The sequence below is a fragment of the Enterobacter sp. MGH119 genome, from assembly GCF_001037675.1.
Classification (GTDB): Bacteria; Pseudomonadota; Gammaproteobacteria; order Enterobacterales; family Enterobacteriaceae; genus Enterobacter; species Enterobacter hormaechei_C.
Genome location: NZ_KQ089929.1, coordinates 1,702,774 through 1,721,943 on the forward strand (window position 1 = coordinate 1,702,774; position 19,170 = coordinate 1,721,943).

The 19,170-nt window shown below is 56.7% G+C and carries 17 protein-coding genes; 6 read left to right on the forward strand and 11 right to left on the reverse strand.

The window, feature by feature from the left end:
- Positions 1-80: 80 nt before the first annotated feature.
- The 6 genes from hcp (at position 81) to SK53_RS08135 (ending at position 8,176) form a co-directional block, all read left to right on the forward strand.
- The gene (gene hcp, locus SK53_RS08110) at positions 81-1,733 is read left to right on the forward strand and encodes a hydroxylamine reductase (protein WP_017384847.1); all 1,653 of its coding nucleotides are present in this window, start codon (positions 81-83) and stop codon (positions 1,731-1,733) included.
- Between the two features lie 10 nt (positions 1,734-1,743).
- The gene (hcr, locus tag SK53_RS08115) at positions 1,744-2,712 is read left to right on the forward strand and encodes an NADH oxidoreductase (RefSeq protein ID WP_045347129.1); all 969 of its coding nucleotides are present in this window, start codon (positions 1,744-1,746) and stop codon (positions 2,710-2,712) included.
- 152 nt (positions 2,713-2,864) lie between these two features.
- The gene (gene poxB / locus SK53_RS08120; RefSeq protein ID WP_017693711.1) at positions 2,865-4,583 is read left to right on the forward strand and encodes a ubiquinone-dependent pyruvate dehydrogenase; all 1,719 of its coding nucleotides are present in this window, start codon (positions 2,865-2,867) and stop codon (positions 4,581-4,583) included.
- Between the two features lie 38 nt (positions 4,584-4,621).
- Positions 4,622-5,623 carry a low-specificity L-threonine aldolase gene (gene ltaE / locus SK53_RS08125; protein WP_022650711.1) on the forward strand — a complete coding sequence of 334 codons (1,002 nt, stop codon included), beginning with the start codon at positions 4,622-4,624 and terminating at the stop codon, positions 5,621-5,623.
- Positions 5,624-5,633: 10 nt separating this feature from the next.
- Entirely contained in the window at positions 5,634-7,070 is a 1,437-nt protein-coding gene (locus tag SK53_RS08130) for an SDR family oxidoreductase (RefSeq protein WP_022650710.1), read from the forward strand.
- Positions 7,071-7,162: 92 nt separating this feature from the next.
- The gene (locus SK53_RS08135; RefSeq protein WP_017384852.1) at positions 7,163-8,176 is read left to right on the forward strand and encodes an NAD-dependent epimerase/dehydratase family protein; all 1,014 of its coding nucleotides are present in this window, start codon (positions 7,163-7,165) and stop codon (positions 8,174-8,176) included.
- Positions 8,177-8,321: 145 nt separating this feature from the next.
- Here SK53_RS08135 and SK53_RS08140 read toward each other — a convergent pair whose 3' ends face one another.
- From SK53_RS08140 to gspG, 11 genes are all read right to left on the reverse strand, one after another.
- Positions 8,322-10,142 (reverse strand): chitinase, encoded by a 1,821-nt coding sequence (locus SK53_RS08140; protein ID WP_048209011.1) that lies wholly within the window; start codon positions 10,140-10,142, stop codon positions 8,322-8,324.
- A 134-nt stretch (positions 10,143-10,276) separates the two neighbouring features.
- Positions 10,277-10,717 (reverse strand): type III secretion system invasion protein IagB, encoded by a 441-nt coding sequence (gene iagB, locus SK53_RS08145; protein WP_048209013.1) that lies wholly within the window; start codon positions 10,715-10,717, stop codon positions 10,277-10,279.
- Between the two features lie 101 nt (positions 10,718-10,818).
- Positions 10,819-13,521 (reverse strand): glycosyl hydrolase family 18 protein, encoded by a 2,703-nt coding sequence (locus SK53_RS08150; protein WP_023324390.1) that lies wholly within the window; start codon positions 13,519-13,521, stop codon positions 10,819-10,821.
- A gap of 253 nt (positions 13,522-13,774) precedes the next feature.
- Positions 13,775-14,572 (reverse strand): prepilin peptidase, encoded by a 798-nt coding sequence (locus SK53_RS08155; RefSeq protein WP_023315730.1) that lies wholly within the window; start codon positions 14,570-14,572, stop codon positions 13,775-13,777.
- Complete coding sequence (gene gspM / locus SK53_RS08160; RefSeq protein WP_022650705.1) at positions 14,569-15,054, reverse strand: type II secretion system protein GspM; 486 nt, start codon at positions 15,052-15,054, stop codon at positions 14,569-14,571. The genes SK53_RS08155 and gspM overlap by 4 nt, the downstream gene beginning before the upstream one ends.
- Positions 15,051-16,184, reverse strand: a complete 1,134-nt coding sequence (gene gspL / locus SK53_RS08165; protein ID WP_048209015.1) for a type II secretion system protein GspL — start codon at positions 16,182-16,184, stop codon at positions 15,051-15,053. Before gspL ends, gspM begins: the two co-directional genes overlap by 4 nt.
- A gap of 15 nt (positions 16,185-16,199) precedes the next feature.
- The gene (gene gspK, locus SK53_RS08170; RefSeq protein ID WP_023315728.1) at positions 16,200-17,210 is read right to left on the reverse strand and encodes a type II secretion system minor pseudopilin GspK; all 1,011 of its coding nucleotides are present in this window, start codon (positions 17,208-17,210) and stop codon (positions 16,200-16,202) included.
- Positions 17,207-17,866, reverse strand: a complete 660-nt coding sequence (gspJ, locus tag SK53_RS08175) for a type II secretion system minor pseudopilin GspJ (RefSeq protein WP_048209016.1) — start codon at positions 17,864-17,866, stop codon at positions 17,207-17,209. The genes gspK and gspJ overlap by 4 nt, the downstream gene beginning before the upstream one ends.
- A complete protein-coding gene (gene gspI, locus SK53_RS08180; RefSeq protein WP_048209018.1) occupies positions 17,863-18,243 on the reverse strand; it encodes a type II secretion system minor pseudopilin GspI in 381 nt (126 codons plus the stop codon). The genes gspJ and gspI overlap by 4 nt, the downstream gene beginning before the upstream one ends.
- Positions 18,236-18,721, reverse strand: coding sequence for a type II secretion system minor pseudopilin GspH (gene gspH, locus SK53_RS08185; RefSeq protein ID WP_023315725.1), 486 nt, complete (start codon positions 18,719-18,721; stop codon positions 18,236-18,238). The genes gspI and gspH overlap by 8 nt, the downstream gene beginning before the upstream one ends.
- Entirely contained in the window at positions 18,721-19,170 is a 450-nt protein-coding gene (gspG, locus tag SK53_RS08190) for a type II secretion system major pseudopilin GspG (protein WP_003858352.1), read from the reverse strand. Before gspG ends, gspH begins: the two co-directional genes overlap by 1 nt.

The following is a 19,170-nucleotide window of genomic DNA, read 5'->3' on the forward strand; positions in this document are numbered from 1 at the left end:
ATAAGAAAGCACTTTTCTCTGCTGTGGCACAGGCATAACCTTAAACATGTATCTCAAATATAACTTTAACAGGTGTGATTATGTTTTGTGTGCAATGTGAACAAACCATCCGTACCCCGGCAGGCAACGGCTGCTCTTACGCGCAGGGTATGTGCGGCAAAACCGCAGAAACGTCCGATCTCCAGGATCTGCTGATTGCGGCGCTGCAAGGCTTGTCCGCCTGGGCCTTCAAAGCCCGTGAATATGGCATTGTCGATCACTATGTCGACAGCTTTGCGCCGCGCGCATTTTTCTCCACGCTGACCAACGTTAACTTCGATTCTCCACGCATTGTGGGCTATGCCCGCGAAGCGATTGCCCTGCGTGAAGCCCTGAAAGCGCAGTGCCTGAATGCCGACGCCAGCGCCCGCGTGGACAACCCGATGGCGGAGCTACAGCTGGTGAGCGACGACCTGGGCGAGCTACAGCGTCAGGCCGCAGAATTCACCCCAAATAAGGACAAAGCGGCAATTGGCGAGAACATCCTCGGCCTGCGCCTGCTGTGCCTGTACGGTCTGAAAGGTGCTGCGGCCTATATGGAGCACGCGCACGTACTCGGCCAGTACGATAACGCTATTTACGCCCAGTACCACAAAATCATGGCATGGCTGGGCACCTGGCCTTCCGACATGAACGCCCTGCTGGAATGCTCGATGGAAATCGGCCAGATGAACTTCAAAGTGATGAGTATTCTGGATGCCGGTGAAACCAGCACCTACGGCCACCCAACGCCAACGCAGGTCAACGTCAAAGCGACCGAAGGCAAATGCATCCTGATCTCCGGTCATGACCTGAAAGATCTCTACAACCTGCTGAAGCAGACCGAAGGCACCGGCGTTAACGTCTATACCCACGGCGAAATGCTGCCCGCGCACGGCTACCCGGAGCTGCGTAAATTTAAGCATCTGATCGGTAACTACGGCAGCGGCTGGCAGAACCAGCAGGTGGAGTTCGCCCGCTTCCCTGGCCCAATTGTTATGACCTCTAACTGCATCATCGACCCGACCGTCGGCGCGTATGACGACCGTATCTGGACCCGCAGCATCGTCGGCTGGCCGGGCGTGAGCCACCTTGAAGGCGACGATTTCGGTCCGGTTATCGCTCAGGCGCAGCAGATGGCAGGCTTCCCGTACAGCGAAATCCCGCACCTCATCACCGTCGGTTTTGGCCGTGAAACCCTGCTGGGTGCGGCGGATTCCCTGATTGACCTCGTCAGCCGTGAAAAACTGCGTCACATCTTCCTTATCGGCGGCTGTGACGGCGCGCGCGGGGAACGTAACTACTTCACCGATTTCGCCACCCGCGTACCGGAAGACTGCCTGATCCTGACCCTGGCCTGCGGTAAGTACCGTTTCAACAAGCTGGACTTCGGCAACATCGAAGGTCTGCCGCGCCTGGTGGATGCGGGTCAGTGTAACGATGCGTATTCAGCCATCATTCTGGCGGTCACGCTGGCAGAGAAACTGGGCTGCGGCGTGAACGACCTGCCGCTGTCGCTGGTGCTCTCCTGGTTCGAGCAGAAAGCGATCGTTATTCTGTTGACCCTGCTCTCTCTCGGCGTGACCAACATCGTCACCGGGCCGACTGCGCCAGGCTTCCTGACGCCGGACCTGCTGGCCATCCTGAACGAGAAATTTGGTCTGCGTTCCGTGACCAACGTTGAAGATGATATGAAGCAACTGCTGAGCGCGTAAGGAGTAACTCATGACCATGCCAACCTCACAATGTCCGTGGCGGATGCAGGTTCATCACATCCATCAGGAGACGCCGGATGTGTGGACGCTGTCGCTGCTGTGCCATGACTACTACCCGTACCGCCCAGGTCAGTATGCGCTGGTTAGCGTGCGTAATTCGGCGGATACCCTGCGCGCCTACACCCTCTCCTCCACGCCGGGCGTGAGCGAATACATTACGCTCACCGTCCGTCGTATTGATGACGGCGCAGGATCCGAGTGGCTGACCCGGGACGTGAAGCGCGGGGATTACATCTGGCTGTCTGACGCGCAGGGCGAGTTTACCTGTGACGACAAGACGGAAGATAAATTCCTGCTGCTGGCGGCAGGCTGTGGCGTGACGCCGATTATGTCGATGCGTCGCTGGCTGGCGAAATACCGTCCTCAGGCCGACGTGCAGGTGATTTTCAGCGTGCGTTCCCCGGAAGATGTGATTTTTGCCGAAGAATGGCGCAACTATCCGGTGACGCTGGTGGCTGAGCACAACGCGACGCACGGTTTTGTCGCGGGGCGCCTGAGCCGCGAGCTGCTGCAAAGCGTGCCGGATATTGCGAACCGCATCGTGATGACCTGCGGCCCGGCGCCTTATATGGAGATCGTGGAGAAAGAAGTGAAAGCGCTCGGCGTGACCCGCTTCTTCAAAGAGCAGTTCTTCACGCCTGTAGCGGCAGCGGCGACCAGCGGGATGAAGTTCACGAAGCTGCAACCGGCGCAGACTTTCTTTGGCCGCGTGGGCACCACGCTGCTTGAAGCGCTTGAAAGTAACAACGTGCCGGTAGCGGCGGCCTGTCGCGCCGGGGTGTGCGGTTGCTGTAAGACCAAAGTGGTTTCCGGTGAGTACACGGTCACCAGCACCATGACGCTGACCGACGCGGAAATTGCCGAGGGCTATGTGCTGGCATGTTCGTGCCATCCGCAGGGAGACCTGGTGCTGGCATAATCTGGCGCAGTGCCCCCATTTGTTGCCGGGTGGCACTGCGTTTACCCGGCTTACGTTGTGCCTACTGCCTGTGCGTATGGAATACCAGGCAGCCAATACAGTGACTTTCTTCTAAGCTTGTAAGCGATATCACATAAAGGAGAAGAACCACCATGAAACAAACCGTGGCTGCATACATAGCAAAAACTCTTGAGCAGGCTGGCGTAAAGCGTATCTGGGGCGTCACCGGCGACTCTCTGAACGGACTCAGCGACAGCCTTAACAAGATGAAGACCATTGAGTGGATGCCCACCCGCCATGAAGAGGTCGCCGCCTTTGCCGCCGGTGCCGAAGCGCAGCTTACGGGTGAACTCGCTGTATGTGCGGGTTCCTGCGGACCAGGAAACCTGCACCTCATCAACGGTCTGTTCGACTGTCACCGCAACCATGTTCCGGTGCTGGCGATTGCGGCTCACATTCCGTCATCTGAAATCGGTAGCGGCTATTTTCAGGAGACGCATCCGCAGGAGCTGTTCCGTGAATGCAGCCACTATTGCGAGCTGGTCTCATCACCGGAGCAGATCCCACAGGTGCTGGCGATAGCCATGCGTAAGGCGATCCTGAATCGCGGGGTTTCGGTGGTTGTGCTGCCGGGGGACGTGGCGCTGAAGGCCGCACCTGAAACCGCCACCACCCACTGGTACTCTGCGCCACAGCCAACCATTACCCCTGCCGAAGAAGAGCTGAAAAAGCTGGCGCAACTGCTGCGATACTCCAGCAATATCGCCCTGATGTGCGGCAGCGGCTGCGCCGGTGCGCATAAAGAGCTGGTGGAATTTGCCGGCAAGCTCAAGGCGCCAGTGGTGCATGCCCTGCGCGGGAAAGAGCACGTTGAATACGATAACCCGTACGATGTCGGCATGACCGGGCTGATCGGTTTTTCCAGCGGCTTCCACACCATGATGAACGCCGACACGCTGATCCTGCTCGGCACTCAGTTCCCGTACCGCGCGTTCTACCCGACGGATGCCAAAATTATCCAGATCGACATTAATCCCGGCAGCATCGGTGCGCACAGCAAGGTGGATATGGCGCTTATCGGCGATATCAAATCCACCCTCGCCGCCCTGCTGCCGCTACTGGAAGAAAAAACGGACCGCAAATTCCTGGATAAAGCCCTGAGCGACTATCGCGATGCGCGTAAGGGGCTGGACGATCTCGCCAAACCGAGCGAAAAAGCGATCCACCCGCAGTATCTGGCGCAGCAGATCAGCCACTTCGCCGACGACGATGCCATCTTCACCTGCGACGTGGGTACGCCCACCGTCTGGGCAGCACGCTACCTGAAAATGAACGGCAAACGACGCCTGCTTGGGTCGTTCAACCATGGCTCAATGGCCAACGCCATGCCGCAGGCGCTGGGCGCAAAAGCGACGGCACCGGAACGTCAGGTGGTGGCGATGTGTGGCGACGGCGGGTTCAGTATGCTGATGGGGGATTTCCTGTCGGTGGCGCAGATGAAGCTTCCGCTGAAAATCGTGGTCTTTAACAACAGCGTGCTGGGCTTCGTGGCGATGGAGATGAAGGCCGGAGGCTACCTCACGGACGGCACCGAGCTGCACGACACCAACTTCGCCCGCATCGCCGAAGCCTGCGGTATCACCGGTATTCGGGTGGAGAAAGCCTCAGAGGTGGACGACGCCCTGCAACGCGCCTTCGCCATCGACGGCCCGGTGCTGGTGGATGTGGTGGTCGCCAAAGAAGAGCTGGCGATCCCGCCTCAAATCAAGCTGGAACAGGCCAAAGGATTTAGCCTCTACATGCTGCGCGCCATCATCAGCGGGCGCGGTGACGAGGTGATCGAACTGGCAAAAACCAACTGGCTCAGGTAAAACATCTGGCATCGCCTTTTTAAATATAAGGACATGCCATGATTGATTTACGCAGTGATACCGTTACCCGTCCGGGCCGCGCCATGCTCGAAGAGATGATGGCCGCCCCGGTCGGGGACGACGTCTACGGCGATGACCCGACGGTCAACGAACTCCAGCGCTATGCGGCCGAGCTGAGCGGTAAAGAGGCTGCTCTGTTCCTGCCCACCGGCACGCAGGCTAACCTGGTGGCGCTGCTGAGCCACTGCGAGCGCGGCGAAGAGTATATCGTTGGCCAGGGGGCGCATAACTACCTGTACGAAGCCGGCGGCGCGGCGGTGCTCGGCAGCATCCAGCCGCAGCCGATCGATGCTGCGCCGGACGGTACGCTGCCGCTGGACAAAGTCGCGGCGAAAATCAAAGCCGACGATATTCACTTCGCCCGCACTAAACTGCTGAGCCTCGAAAACACCCATAACGGTAAAGTCTTGCCGCGCGAATACCTGAAAGCGGCATGGGATTTTACCCGCGAGCGCAAGCTCGGCCTCCACGTTGACGGCGCACGTATCTTCAACGCCGTGGTGGAGTACGGCTGCGAGCTGAAAGAGATCACCCAATATTGCGACTCGTTCACCATTTGCCTCTCTAAAGGGCTGGGCACGCCGGTAGGTTCCCTGCTGGTTGGCAGCGCAGACTACATCAGACGCGCCAACCGGTGGCGCAAAATGACCGGCGGCGGGATGCGTCAGGCGGGTATTCTGGCGGCTGCCGGACTGTACGCCCTGAAAAATAACGTGTCACGCCTGAAAGACGATCACGACAATGCGGCGTGGATGGCAGCGCAGCTGCGTGAAATCGGCGCTGATGTCATGCGACACGACACCAACATGCTGTTTGTCCGCGTCGGCGATGAGCATGCTGCCGCGCTGGGCGACTTTATGAAAGCCCGAGGCGTGCTGATCAACGCCTCCCCGGTCGTGCGACTGGTGATGCATCTTGACGTTAACCGCGAGCAGTTGACCGAGGTGGTGAAACACTGGCAGGCGTTTTTACAGCGTTAAGGAGCATACCGTGCCGCAACGTATTCTGGTGCTCGGCGCCAGCGGGTATATCGGTCAGCATCTGACCACTGCGTTAAGCCAGCAGGGGCACCAGGTGCTGGCAGCGGCACGCAACACGGAACGCCTGCAAAAGCTACATTTGCCTGGCGTGACGTGTCACAACGTTGACCTTAACTGGCCGAAAGCGCTTCCTGCGCTGCTGGAAGGGGTCGATACGCTTTACTACCTTGTCCACAGCATGGGCGAAGGCGGCGATTTTATCGCCCACGAGCGTCAGGTGGCGATGAACGTTCGTGATGCGCTGCGGCAAACGCCGGTGAAGCAGGTGATTTTTTTAAGCTCACTCCAGGCGCCTGAGAACGAGCAGTCAGATCATCTGCGCGCCCGACAGCTGACGGCAGAAACGCTGCGAAGCGCCCGTATCCCCGTCACCGAACTGCGGGCAGGGATCATCGTCGGCGCGGGTTCCGCCGCGTTCGAAGTGATGCGCGATATGGTCTACAACCTGCCTGTGCTTACGCCGCCGCGCTGGGTACGCTCGCGCACCACGCCCATTGCGCTGGAGAATTTACTCCACTATCTGGTGGCATTGCTGGATCACCCGGCGGAGCAGCATCGCGTGCTGGAGGCGGCAGGCCCGGAAGTGCTGAGCTATCAGGCGCAGTTCGAACATTTTATGCGGGTGAGCGGCCGCCGCCGCTGGCTGATCCCCATCCCCTTCCCGACCCGCTGGATTTCGGTGTGGTTTTTGAATGTGATCACCTCCGTGCCGCCGACGACTGCCAAAGCGCTTATACAGGGACTGAAGCACGATCTGCTGGCGGACGATCGTGAACTGCGTGCCTTGATCCCTCAGGAATTGATCCCCTTCGACGATGCCGTACGCAATACGCTGAAAGAAGAAGAGAAGCTGGTGAACTCCAGCGACTGGGGCTACGACGCGCAGGCGTTTGCCCGCTGGCGGCCCGAGTACGGCTATTATCCGAAACAGGCGGGCTGTACGGTCAAAACCACGGCCAGCCTGGCAGCGCTGTGGGAAGTTGTGAACCAGATTGGCGGCAAAGAGCGCTATTTCTTCGGCAATATTCTGTGGCAAACGCGCGGCGCGCTGGATCTGCTGGTCGGTCACCGGCTGGCAAAAGGGCGCCCTGCCCATCCCTGGCTGAAGGTGGGCGATACCGTCGACAGCTGGAAGGTGATTATCGTTGAGCCGGAAAAACAGCTGGCGCTGCTGTTTGGCATGAAGGCGCCGGGGCTGGGGCGGCTCTGCTTCACCCTGAAGGACAAGGGCGACCATCGTGAACTGGACGTTCGGGCATGGTGGCATCCGCACGGAATGCCGGGTCTGTTTTACTGGTTGCTGATGATCCCGGCACACCTGTTTATCTTCCGCGGAATGGCGAAACGGATTGCGCTACTGGCAGAAGAAAAGCGGGAAAATAACTAAATAAAACTCTTAATCTTTCACCTTTCCCATTGCAACACATCGTAATTCACGAAAGAATGCGCACGAAATTCTTTTCAACACAGTGGATTGTTATGAAGGTACTGGTTACCGGGGCGACCAGCGGCTTAGGCCGAAATGCGGTCGAGTTTCTGCGCAACAAAGGCATCAGCGTGAGGGCCACTGGTCGCAATGAGGCGATGGGTAAGCTCCTGCAAAAAATGGGCGCTGAATTTGTCCATGCCGATCTGACGGAGCTGGTCTCCTCTCAGGCCAAGGTGATGCTCGCCGGTATCGATACGCTGTGGCACTGCTCCAGTTTTACCTCCCCGTGGGGTACCCAGGAAGCCTTTGATCTCGCCAACGTGCGCGCCACGCGCCGTCTGGGTGAATGGGCCGTCGCCTGGGGCGTGCGTAACTTTATTCATATTTCCTCTCCGTCGCTCTATTTCGACTATCACCACCATCGTGATATTCAGGAAGATTTCCGCCCGGCGCGCTTTGCCTGTGAGTTTGCCCGCAGTAAAGCGGCGGGCGAAGAGGTGATCGACCTGCTGGCCCAGTCAAACCCGCACACCCGCTTTACCGTGCTGCGTCCGCAGAGCCTGTTTGGGCCGCACGACAAAGTCTTCATCCCGCGACTGGCCCAGATGATGCATCACTACGGCAGCGTGCTGTTACCGCGCGGCGGCGATGCGCTGGTGGACATGACCTATTACGAAAATGCCGTTCACGCCATGTGGCTGGCGAGCCAGCCGGAATGCGATAAGCTGGTGTCGGGGCGCGCGTATAACATCACCAACGGCGAACCCTGTACCCTGCGCAGCATTGTGCAAAGGCTAATTGACGAATTAAAAATCGACTGCCGGATCCGTTCCGTTCCCTACCCAATGCTGGACATGATTGCCCGCAGCATGGAGCGTTTTGGCAGCAAATCGGCGAAAGAGCCTGCGCTGACGCATTACGGTGTGTCGAAGCTCAACTTTGATTTTACGCTGGATATTTCTCGGGCGGAGAACGAGCTGGGATATAAACCGATTGTCTCGCTGGATGAAGGGATAGTGCGTACGGCGGCGTGGTTACGGGATCACGGGAAGTTGCACCGGTAAGCGTTCCTGCCTCATGTAGGCCGGGTAAGCGCAGCGCCACCCGGCAAAAAACAGAGAGTGCGGACTGATGCCCTCACCCCGGCCCTCTCCCACAGGGAGAGGGTGCAGACACTAAAACGGCAACCCTGGGGGTTGCCGTTTGCTTTTACAGAGCCGTCCAGGCTTCAGCCCATGCCAGACCTGCGCCTGGTTCATAGTACGTTGGAGAGTTGTTACACCAGCCGCTGTACGGGAACGGTTTGCACTGGAACAGTTTACCGTGGTTGTTCACGATATCACCGGCGTTGTACTTGCTGTTCGCGCTCCATGCCGGGTAAGACGTATCTTCTCCGGATGGCGTTGCCGCTTTCGCTTTCACGTTCAGCAGGTAAGACGTGGTGCTGCTCAGCTCGCCATCGCTGACGGTCAGGCTCACTTCATACTGCTGCGCCGTCGCAGACTCTGGCGCTGTGAAGGTCACAACCGCTTTGTCCTGACCGGTAACAGTCTGACCATCCTGGGAACGCCAGGTATACGTCAGTTTGTTGCCATCAGGATCGGTAGAGCCTTCCGCACTCAGAGAAACCTGCGCACCTGCTTCCACTGCACCGATCGGACCGGCAATCTGCGCAACCGGCGCGTGGTTCACCACAACAGGTTCGACCGGGGTTTCATCCGGCGTTGGTGTTGGCGCTGGCGTTTCATCGCCAGATGGCGTCGGTGTTGGCGTGACCGGGGTTTCGTCCGGGGTAACGGAAGAACCATCATCGTTAACGATTTTCACGTTAAAGAACTTCTGCACGCACTTGCTGTAGTCACCTTCTTTAAAGGCGCTGAACGGAGTCTGGTAGCCCACCAGCTGGCAAGAGTAGGTCTTGCCGTCCGGGGTATCCGCGCTCCATCCCCAGTCCTGTTCCCAGTAAATCTTCAGGGCGCCTGCGCCACCTTCGTCGAACTGCTTCATGTTGGCGCAACCCAACACTTCGTTCGCCGGAACAGGCACTTTCAGGTAGTTTGCAAACTCTTTGTAGTATTTGATACGGTTCTGAGACTGCGCAATTTCAGTCGGGCCGCCGCACTCAACGCCGCCGTTGATGATCTGGGTGGTCACACCAAAGCCCGGAACCAGACCGTTGGCTTTATCGTGGTCGTTCGGCTGCCATGTACCGTCGATCACCTGCAACATGCTTGGTTTTGGCGGCTGCGGATAGGCGAAGAAGAAGATCGCACTCGCCAGGTTCAGCCAGGTGTCCGCCACCAGCTCAGGTTTGTCGAGCAGCGTACGCACGTCGCCGTACATCGCTTCAGAGAATGGACCGTAGTTGTAGTTGTAAGACAACTGTTTCGCACCGCGTCCGAAATAGCTCAGGAAATCGCCGTCTTTATCTTTACCGCAAGGCCAGGTCTGTCCTTGCCAGACGTCCGGGTTACATTCGCCGTTATAACCGCCCTTCTGCCCTTCGCTCCAGCCCATTTCACGTACGTGGATCAGCGCCTGACGCCATTCGGCTTCCGGACGCCAGCTTTCGTGGCCGCCAGTTTCCTGGGCAAAGTGGGCAAACATGGTGGCCAGCTCTTTGCGACAGATGGCGTCGCTGTCACGACCGTCATTATAGGTTTTACACAGCGCCGGGAATTTACCCACGGCTTTCAGGAAGTTGCTGTAGGTATAGGCCTGGGCGCGCAGCGGGAAGAGATATTCCCAGTCGCTGGCTTTCACAATCCCTTCAACGCGTTTAACGTTGTCCGGGTTCGCCGCCCGGCCTGGCTCAATCAGTTCGACCTGCGCGTTATCCAGCGTCTGGATGGTCTCTTTAACCGAAGCCATCAGCGGGGAGTCCGTCAGTTCCTTCTCTTTCTTCGCCAGATCGCTGGCTTTGATGGTGTACGGCTCACTGCTGGTCTCCTTCAGATTCGCAGCCTGGGCCATGAATGGCGCCACGCAGGCTCCCGCAATGAGTACACTCAGTAACGTCCTTTTGTTCATTTCAGTTTTCCTGTTCGTTTCAAATTAAATGTTAATATCCCGGCTTAGGTATTACTCCGTTAATACATAAACCACATTCAGCTGTTTTCACTTTTCGAAGAACACCTTCAGGAATTCTTCAAAAATAAAAAACGTTAATAACGTGCCGCTAATTTCAGTTGCTGATATTTGGCCCAGACCTTATGGGCATATTTCATCCTCTGCGGATAATTTTCTTTTTTCAGTCCGGCGTTATACGCGCCAACGGCTTCCCAGTTGTAGCCATACACCCTGATCATCCCGGAAAGGAGAGAAGCCCCGACCATGATCGAAGTACACGGCTCCGTGATTAATCGATATTCGTCGATGCCTCTGCTTTCCAGCGCGGTAAAATGCGAACTGTTGATTTGCATCAGCCCGACATCCCGCGTGCCATCGCGGTTTTGCCCAACCGCATACGGATTCATTCCGGATTCCACATTCGCTATCGCGTACAGTAAATAAGGATCGACATGATAATAATGCGCCGCTTTATCCCAACAATTTGCCAGTGCGCTTTGGCTTATTATCAATAACAACAAAATTAACTTTTTCATTTTTACCTGCTGACAGTTTCGGTTATTTCTCCTTACCAACATCCTGTAAAATGAATTTTGAATCACTCCCCCTCTAAAGGGGGAGTGATTAATGGGTTAGATTATTTGCAATCTGTTGATGCGCCTTCTTTTACCCATACGTCGCTGTTGGCTGGGTTATCACCACGGGTCCACCATTTCGCACGGTAAACGTTACCTTCATAGGTGGTAGTGTCGCCGCCGTTGTAGACCAGGTCAGAACGCCAGTTCATCTTCACGTTGCTCACCAGCTCCCATGCATCCACACCGAAGCCAGGCTGATTGCCCTGAGTCCAGTACTTCGCTTTCCACACCAGATGGTCGAAGCTTACGGTATCGCCACCGTTGTAGATTTTGCTAGATTCCCACGCCGCGTATTTGCTGGCGTTGGCATCCACAGGTGCATCGCAGCTTCCTTTGTCAGACGGAGGAGTCACATCATCAGCCGGAGGGGTAACGTCATCCGCCGGGTTAGTGTCTTCGTCAGCAGGTACCGGTGCAGGCGCCGCTTTCGGATTCACGGTAACCTGGACGTTAGACTGCACGCTGGTCTTACCGTCGCTCACTACCACGCTCAGGGTGTAGGTAGACGTCGAGCTCACTTCCGGCGCCGTGATATTCACGTTCGCGGAGTCAGTTCCAGTGGCGTGCATATCTGCTGGTACGCTCCAGGCGTAGGTCAGCGCATCACCGTCTGGGTCCGCAGCCTGGGCATGCAGCGCATAGGTTTCACCAGATTCAAGCGTGATCGCTTCCATTGGGTTTAAAACCGGTGCCTGGTTAGCTTTCGGCGCCTTGTTCACCACCTGGACATCAATCGCGTTGCTCAGGCCTTTTGCATCGGTCACCGTCAGGCGGAACGTCATGGTCTGGTCGGTGGTCGCTGCCGCAACATTGAAGGTCGCTTTCGCTTTGGTGCTGTTGTTGATGGTGACAGACGGACCAGAGACCTGAGTCCATTTGTAGGTAATCGCATCGCCATCAGGATCGCTGGAAGCAGAGCCATCGAGCGTGACGGTTGCCGGGCCAGACACGTTCTGATCGGCAGAGGACGCGATTGGCGCGTGGTTGGTGACCACCGGATCAACCGGAGTCGAGTCGCCGCCCAGCAGGCTTTCGTTCATCGCATTCAGAATGTCGCCGGTATCAGAGTCGATAGACCACGCGAACAGACCGCCCAGTTTATTGGCCAGAACATACTTGCCTTTCGCCGTGGTTGAACGCGCATCTTCATACGAGATCAGGTCGCCGGTGGATTTGTTGAAGACGTAAGGGGCTTCAGCGGTCGTGTCGTAGCCGTATTCCCAGCCCGGTTTGCCTTTGTATTCGTTCACGATCTGACGATAGTCAACCACGCCCGGTTCCCAGGTGCCTTTCACCATGCCGGTTGCCGTACCGGTGAATGGATTGTCACCGGTGTAGCCATGCACGCCGGTCCAGCCGCGGCCATACATGCCCGCACCCACCACGATCTTGCCTGGCTGTACACCCTGCGCAAGCAGCGCGTTAACGCCGTTTTCAGTGGTGTAATCAGTGTCCGGACGCCATGCTGGCGCACGCAGCGCAGCCTGGTGGCCGAGAACGGTGTTGCTCCAGCCGCCATAGAAGTCGTAGCTCATCAGGAAGATGTGGTCGAGATACTGCTGAGCCGTGGTGTAATCCACGTCTTCGATCTTATCGCGACCTGCACCGATGGCGCTGGTCAGTTCATAGGTACGGCCCGTCTGTGCAGACAGCTCGTTCAGCATGGTGCGCAGGTCGTGCATCAGTGCGGTATAGGTTGCTTTATCCTGCTGCGGGTTACCCAGGTTTTCGGTTACACCGCCACCGCCCGGGAATTCCCAGTCGATATCCACGCCGTCAAAGAATTTCCACGTCTGGAGGAAATCTTTCACAGAAGAGACAAAGCGTGCTCGGATAGCCGGGTCGCCCATGTGGAAGAACGGATCGGAAAGCGTCCAGCCGCCGATAGATGGCAGCACTTTCAGGCCTGGATGCGCTTTTTTCAGCGCCATCAGCTGGCCAAAGTTACCTTTGTACGGATCATCCCAGTTGGAGACGCCAGCCTGTGGTTTTTGCAGCGCAGCCCATGGGTCGTGGATCGCCACGGTAAAGTCAGGACGGCCCTTACAGTCGTTCTGAAGCACGCGGAAGCTGTTACCACCTTCAATGGTTTTCAGGCCGTCGTTGATGCCGTCACCGCCACAGATTGGAATGAAGCCGTACAGAATGTGGTTGAGGTTTGCCGCAGGGATCTTATCAACCGGGAAGTTACGGTCGTAAACGCCCCATTCCGGGAAGTAGGCCGCAACCACTTTATCGGTATGCTTCGCGAACGCTTTGTTGTTCTCCTGGAGAGACGTATTCAGCGGCAGCAGGTGGCTACCGTCGGTGTCAGCCACAATAATCAGCTTACTGGCGCTTTTCGCACAGCCGCTGGCATTACAGACTTCAACCTGTTCCTGATAACGCCCGCCTTTTTTCACTTTAAACGTTGCAGAGCCCGTCGCACCGGCTGCGCCGGTCCATACGGTCTGTCCGTCCAGCAGAACTTTCGCAGAAGTTGGCGCATCACCACTCCAGACGTTCCACTCAACTTTTACATCCACGCCATCGTTATGCACTTTGACAAGATTGTTATAATCCTGTGCAGCCTGATCCACTTCCACCAGGGCAAATTTGTCATTGCCATAGCCGATCGTCGGTGCACCTGGCGCTGCTGCAAATGCGGAGCTGGTTGCCGCCGCAATAAAGAGCGCCAGATATTTTGGCTTCATAAATTTCATTTTTATTTCCTGATAAATTTATTTATAACGTAGTAACCCATGTCTTCCGTGAGATCATGGATGCGTTTCGCGTAATGCGTATTTAACCAACGTGAGTGCCGTGAACAAAAAATTGTTGCTGCGTTGTATTCCTCCATTAAAAGATACAAGCCAAATCCCGTGTAGTTTATATCTCTTACGATACACTGAGCGTAAAGGATCGTCCTTTCCTTCCTCCATCAAAAAGATTTATAAAAAATCTTGACCTGTATATTTAAAATGTGAAAGCAATTTGCTGACTAATAAAAACCCCTATTCCAGCAAAGGCGAGATAAGGACCAAAAGAAATAGTGAGGTTATTTTTATTTAAATTATTTACGGCGAAATAACCGACAATACCGCTTAACGCTGCCGCCAGTTCAATAGAGGGCAACGCCTGCCAGCCGCACCAGGCGCCCAGCGCCGCCAGTAGCTTAAAATCCCCGTAACCCAGACCTTCTCGTCCCGTGATCAGACGAAAAGCCCAGTAGAGCAGCCAGAGCGACAGATAGCCCGCCACCGCGCCGAACAGCGCATCGCGTAGCGGCAACGTGTGGTCAAACACATGAAGCAAGAGACCTGCCCACAGCAGCGGCTGGGTCAGGCAGTCCGGAAGCAGCTGGTGCTGCCAGTCGATCATGGCCAGCGGCAGTAAAAAAGCCGCCAGTAACCACAAAGAGAACAGCGCCTGAACGTCCGGCATGCACCAGGCCGTGATGCCAAAAAACAAGGCGGAGATCAGTTCGACCAGAAAGAGTCGCAGCGGGATCGCGCTGCCGCACTGGTGGCAGCGCCCCCGTAATAAAAGCCAGCTGAGCAGCGGGATGTTTTCCCACGCGGCGAGGGCGTGCTGGCACACCGAACAGTGCGAGGCCGGAATGAGCAGATTACCGCTCCCCTCCTCATCCATCACCATCCCCGGTACGCGTTCGGCGACAACGCCAAGAAAACTGCCCACAATGCCGCCCAGGATCGCACTCATTATCGGGAACCCTACCGGAAAGGCATCCCGCATCAGCGCGAAGGTATTCATGCGTTTTTTGCCCAGGTGAGTTGCACCTGCGCTTTCACATCGCTGAGGTGGTCAACCGGCGTGAGGTTAATTTTTTGCAATCTCACACCGGTGGTCTGATTAATTTCACGCAGCCAGCTTTTTAATTCATACACATTAACCCGATTCACCACGAACGATAAAGTTTGCCCCTCCTGGCGCACATCCGTCAGCGAAAGGTTAATTTCATGGGCGCTATTCTCGACCACCGTACGCGGATTATCCGTTTTGACTAACTGGATCTGAAGATGATTTTTATCAATTTCACTGCGCATCCAGTTAAGCGTCTCTTTTTGTCTTTTAAGTGTCGATTTACTATTTTTAATCATATTATCCAAGGGGATCACTCCTGTGTAATACACCGCTGCCCCCACAATAGCAACGGCACATATTTTTAAAATGATTTTTTCCCGGGCGCTGTAATTCTGATAGCGCGCTTTCAGCTGTGCGATTCGCTCTTTCATTTATGTTTCCCTGCGATCATGGCGGTATACGGTTCGGTTGTTGAAACAGGCTGTAAGGTAAAATCAAAATTCTCACTGGTCTGGTTAACAAACGCCTGCAACGCGGGCTGGTTTTGCGCGCTGACGCTCAGCGTCAGGGTGTTTTGCTGCGCATCGTATTCCAGCAGATCGATCTCCATCGCAGGGACTGACTGCCGGGCTTTCTCCAGCTCCTCAAGCTGAAGAAAGAACCCCTTGCTCTGTTTTTTCAGGCTTTGGCCAAAGTGATATTTGATATTGGTCTGCTGCCGCATGCTGGGGAAATGGTGCTGATAAACCTGGACGATCTCCTGCTGCACCCGATTTTCCTGCTGCACCAGCATCCAGGCCATCGCAATGCGTGGCCCCAGCAGCAGACCAACAGACAGCACGCCCGCCGCCACCATCGCGGCTTTCATCCTTTTCGCTGCCCGCCCATGACCGGCCTTAAGGCTGAATTCACCGTGAAGCAGGTTAACGCGACAGGTTTGCCACTGCGGCTGGATCAGCGCCAGCGGATGCTGCCAGGCATGCTGCACGTCAATGTGCACCTTCGCAGGCGCATCGCCGTAACACCACACTTCCCCGACCCCGGCTTTCTGCATTAACAGCGGCAGCAGGGTTGCCTCCATTTCACCCGCCACATGGGGCGATAAACGCAGCCAGTAGCCATCATCCTGCGCGACCAGCGTGCTGCCCCCTGCCGTCACGGGCAGGAGCCAGGCATCAGGCAGGGCCTGAATCACGTTTAATCCGGCCTCCTGACAGCGGGTTAATGTTGCGCGCAGGCGGTCGGCGTCAATGGCCACGGCGTCGACGTCGGCGCCTTTTTTGTGGAGTACCGTCCAGTGGAGGTTGTCCACGTCGCCAATCAGCGTCTCTTCTGCCATCCACGAGAAGGCCATTCCCTGAGAAGCCACCTTTTTCGGTAGCCTAAAATGGCGGAAAATCATGTCGCTGGCGGGTAACAGGAGACAAACGCGCGTAGCCAGGGGGTGTTCGGCCAGCATCTCCAGGCTGTCGACCACCTCGACGCGCTCGCTGCCGGACTCACACCACATTATTTTCCCGCCCTCGCGGCTGTCGGGACGAACAAAAAGTACCTGTTTCATAACGTTCTACTTTTCTTATTCAATCATTCGGTAACGACGCTGCCACGTCACGATCTCACCGGCTTCGTTATTCACCTGAAGCTGGCTGACCACGCGAAGCGTTAATTCATCGGTATTACCGGTGTAATTCACGCGGAAGTACCGGCTGTTTATAGAAAATTGATCCACCACCTGCGGGAGATCGTCTTTTAACTGCGGGAAGGCCTGCTCCAGCGCTTTGCTGAACGCTTCCATATTTTCCCAGCCCGATTCCGGACGCGAATCCAGCAGGCGAACGGCGTCATCCCGCGTGAGTTTTCCCGGGAACATGGCCGCCAGCACGGCGGCCTGTTCCGGTTGCAGGGTGTTCACGTCCACCTTGCTGGCGGCGTCCGGCAGCGCGCATAACAGCTTGCTCACCTTTGGATATGCCGTAACAGGGAACGCCGGCAGCAGTTTGATTTCCGCGATGCTGCGCATCATCTGATTTGCCGGTTGCCGCGCGGGCACGACGCCAGCCCACGCATCGCTTTCGGCCCCCTCCTTCGCCGTGGTGCTGTCACCATCGAGATAATCCACCAGCTGGAAATAGACCGCCTCCGCCGTGCCCGGACTGAGCCCACTTTCCGTCAGAAGTTGTTCTACAATCCGCGCTTTACGCGGTGTTTCCGCCACCGCGGGAGCGCTTTGCCCCTGGGGTGCGATGTCGGCGGTCAACAGGTTATTGACGTTAAAGCAGTCCTGCGCATCTTCCACCTGGCTCACGACCGTGTAATCTTCACCCTGCGTCTCCAGCGGCTGATGCCAGTCGCCGTCCAGCGCCAGCGGCTTGCTCTCGCCGCTGGCGTCGGTCTGTAACCGGTCCTTCACCACTTTTTCCTGGGCCTGCATCGCCCAGCGCAGCTGCTGCTGGCTTACCTGATAATGCGTTTTCTGCAAATTACGGCAGAACTGCTGGCTGATTTTGGCGGCCAGCGCCGACATCATCACCAGCAAAATCAGCACCACCAGCAGGGCTACGCCCTGTTGTTGACGGATCCGCTTCATGGTCTGGTCTCCGGCGAAGGGGCAGGCACAGGGGCTGCATCCGGGGGCGTCCCAGGCGCGTCGGCGGCTTTCTCTGGCGCCGCGGCAGCGGCCACCTCCTGCATATCACCCGGCGTGGTGAATACCCAGCGCCAGGTATCCCCGTTTTCCATCGTCAACGTAACCTCCACGCCGTCCGGCAGATGGGCGGCGTCGCTCCAGCTTTTCAGCCAGCCCTGACGATAAAACCGCCACTGCAATGATTTAACGCCGCTGACAATCGGCACTTCGTCAGGCTTAACGTCCGCCGGGCCGTCAATGACCGGCCAGACGTCGCGATACAAACGCCCCTCTTCCAGCCGCCAGCGCACGCGCTCCAGTTGGACCGTTCCGCTCACGCCATTCAGGGTGGTCAGTTCAAGGGCATCGCCCGCCTGACGAAACAGCTCCGGCTCATTACGCGGGGCGCGCGCCTGAAGCTGGAAAAAATCACGCTCCATCAGACTCCAGGCGCGCTGAAGCTGGTTGAGCTTTGCGGCGCTGGCATCCGTCGCCGAACTGGTACGCATCGCGCCGTCCAGAATTTGCCAGGCCAGGGTGCTGATCACCGCGAAGATAGTCAGCGCAATCATGATCTCCAGCAGGGTAAATCCGCGCTGGCGTCGCGTTTTCTTCACTTGCTCTCTCCCGGCGGAATGATATGCAGGGAAATAACCGGCTGGCTCTCATCGCCTTCCGCATACACGCGTATTGTATTCGCCCAGACGTTGTCGGCCGTTTTCACCCGCTGCTTACGCCAGTTCCAGCTGCGCCCGCCCATGATTTCCGTCCCCTGCTGTTCAGCATCCGGGAAGTCGGTTTTCGTGAGCTGTGCTTCCGCCAGCTGGTTTTCCGCCACCCAAGTGGCCTGCAAGGTATCGGCCAGGCCATGGGTAAAACGCACGTTCAGGGAGACCGAGTTCATCAGCGCCAGCGCGGCGGTGGAGAAAATCACCAAAGCGACCATCACCTCCAGCAGCGTCATCCCCTTTTGCTTTTTGTTGCCGTTAGCCATCGTTTTCTACCGATACCGGCGCCGCACCTTGCGACACCACGCGGAAATGGTGCTGTTTGTCATAACTTTGCAGCGTCAGCGTAAAGCGGCTGATTTCACCGTCCGGTAAAAAGATTACCTGCGGCTCGGACGTCACCGTCGCGGCCAGGCGCTGCGGCGAGAGCGACACATGCATCTCTTCCGGAAAATCACCTTTGGTGGAAATGCGTCCGGCAGATAATGGCACCCAGTGACGCTCGCCATTTTCATCGGCGATCGTCACCAGCTGATATTTATCGGTGGCGATCACCAGCCCGACAATATTTCCGTCCATCACCGCACGGTCTGAACCATAATCAACGAGCGCTTTTAATTGCTGGCCAAATATATCCGCGCCGCTGCGCGAAGGAATGGTGGACACCACCATCATGGCGCAACTGGCAAATATCACCAGCGCCAGAATAATTTCCAGCAACGTAAAGCCGCGTTGATTTTTCATTATTTCTCTTTCTTATCCAGAGACCAGTTGGTAATGTCATCGGCGGTATTGGCTTCGCCGTCCGGACCGGCTGAGAAGACGTCCACCGCGCCGTGTTCACCCGGGCTCACCAGCAGATAATCATTGCCCCAGGGGTCCTGCGGCAGGCGACGGATATAGCCGTCCGTGCGGTAGCCGTTCGGGATTGGCGCGATTTCAGGTTTGGTCACCAGCGCCTGCAAACCCTGCTCTGTGGTCGGGTAGCGGTGGTTATCCAGCTTGTACATATCCAGCGAGCCTTCGAGCGCGACAATATCGCTGGTTGCTTTTTGCGTGTCGGCTTTTTCCTTATTGCCCATTAAATTTGGCACTACCATACTCGCCAGTACGCCGAGAATAACAATGACCACCATTAATTCGAGCAATGTAAAGCCCGCCTGGCGAGCCAGGTTTTTACGTTTTAAAGCCAT

Excerpts from the sequence above, each read along its gene's own strand:
- gspH (WP_023315725.1), bottom strand. The coding sequence starts at position 18,721 with ATGAAAAATCAACGCGGCTTTACGTTGCTGGAAATTATTCTGGCGCTG.
- SK53_RS08155 (WP_023315730.1), bottom strand. The coding sequence starts at position 14,572 with ATGAATACCTTCGCGCTGATGCGGGATGCCTTTCCGGTAGGGTTCCCG.
- SK53_RS08135 (WP_017384852.1), top strand. The coding sequence starts at position 7,163 with ATGAAGGTACTGGTTACCGGGGCGACCAGCGGCTTAGGCCGAAATGCG.
- SK53_RS08150 (WP_023324390.1), bottom strand. The coding sequence starts at position 13,521 with ATGAAATTTATGAAGCCAAAATATCTGGCGCTCTTTATTGCGGCGGCA.
- gspM (WP_022650705.1), bottom strand. The coding sequence starts at position 15,054 with ATGAAAGAGCGAATCGCACAGCTGAAAGCGCGCTATCAGAATTACAGC.
- hcp (WP_017384847.1), top strand. The coding sequence starts at position 81 with ATGTTTTGTGTGCAATGTGAACAAACCATCCGTACCCCGGCAGGCAAC.
- SK53_RS08140 (WP_048209011.1), bottom strand. The coding sequence starts at position 10,142 with ATGAACAAAAGGACGTTACTGAGTGTACTCATTGCGGGAGCCTGCGTG.
- gspL (WP_048209015.1), bottom strand. The coding sequence starts at position 16,184 with ATGAAACAGGTACTTTTTGTTCGTCCCGACAGCCGCGAGGGCGGGAAA.
- gspK (WP_023315728.1), bottom strand. The coding sequence starts at position 17,210 with ATGAAGCGGATCCGTCAACAACAGGGCGTAGCCCTGCTGGTGGTGCTG.
- iagB (WP_048209013.1), bottom strand. The coding sequence starts at position 10,717 with ATGAAAAAGTTAATTTTGTTGTTATTGATAATAAGCCAAAGCGCACTG.
- poxB (WP_017693711.1), top strand. The coding sequence starts at position 2,865 with ATGAAACAAACCGTGGCTGCATACATAGCAAAAACTCTTGAGCAGGCT.
- ltaE (WP_022650711.1), top strand. The coding sequence starts at position 4,622 with ATGATTGATTTACGCAGTGATACCGTTACCCGTCCGGGCCGCGCCATG.
- gspG (WP_003858352.1), bottom strand. The coding sequence starts at position 19,170 with ATGGCTTTAAAACGTAAAAACCTGGCTCGCCAGGCGGGCTTTACATTG.
- gspI (WP_048209018.1), bottom strand. The coding sequence starts at position 18,243 with ATGGCTAACGGCAACAAAAAGCAAAAGGGGATGACGCTGCTGGAGGTG.
- hcr (WP_045347129.1), top strand. The coding sequence starts at position 1,744 with ATGACCATGCCAACCTCACAATGTCCGTGGCGGATGCAGGTTCATCAC.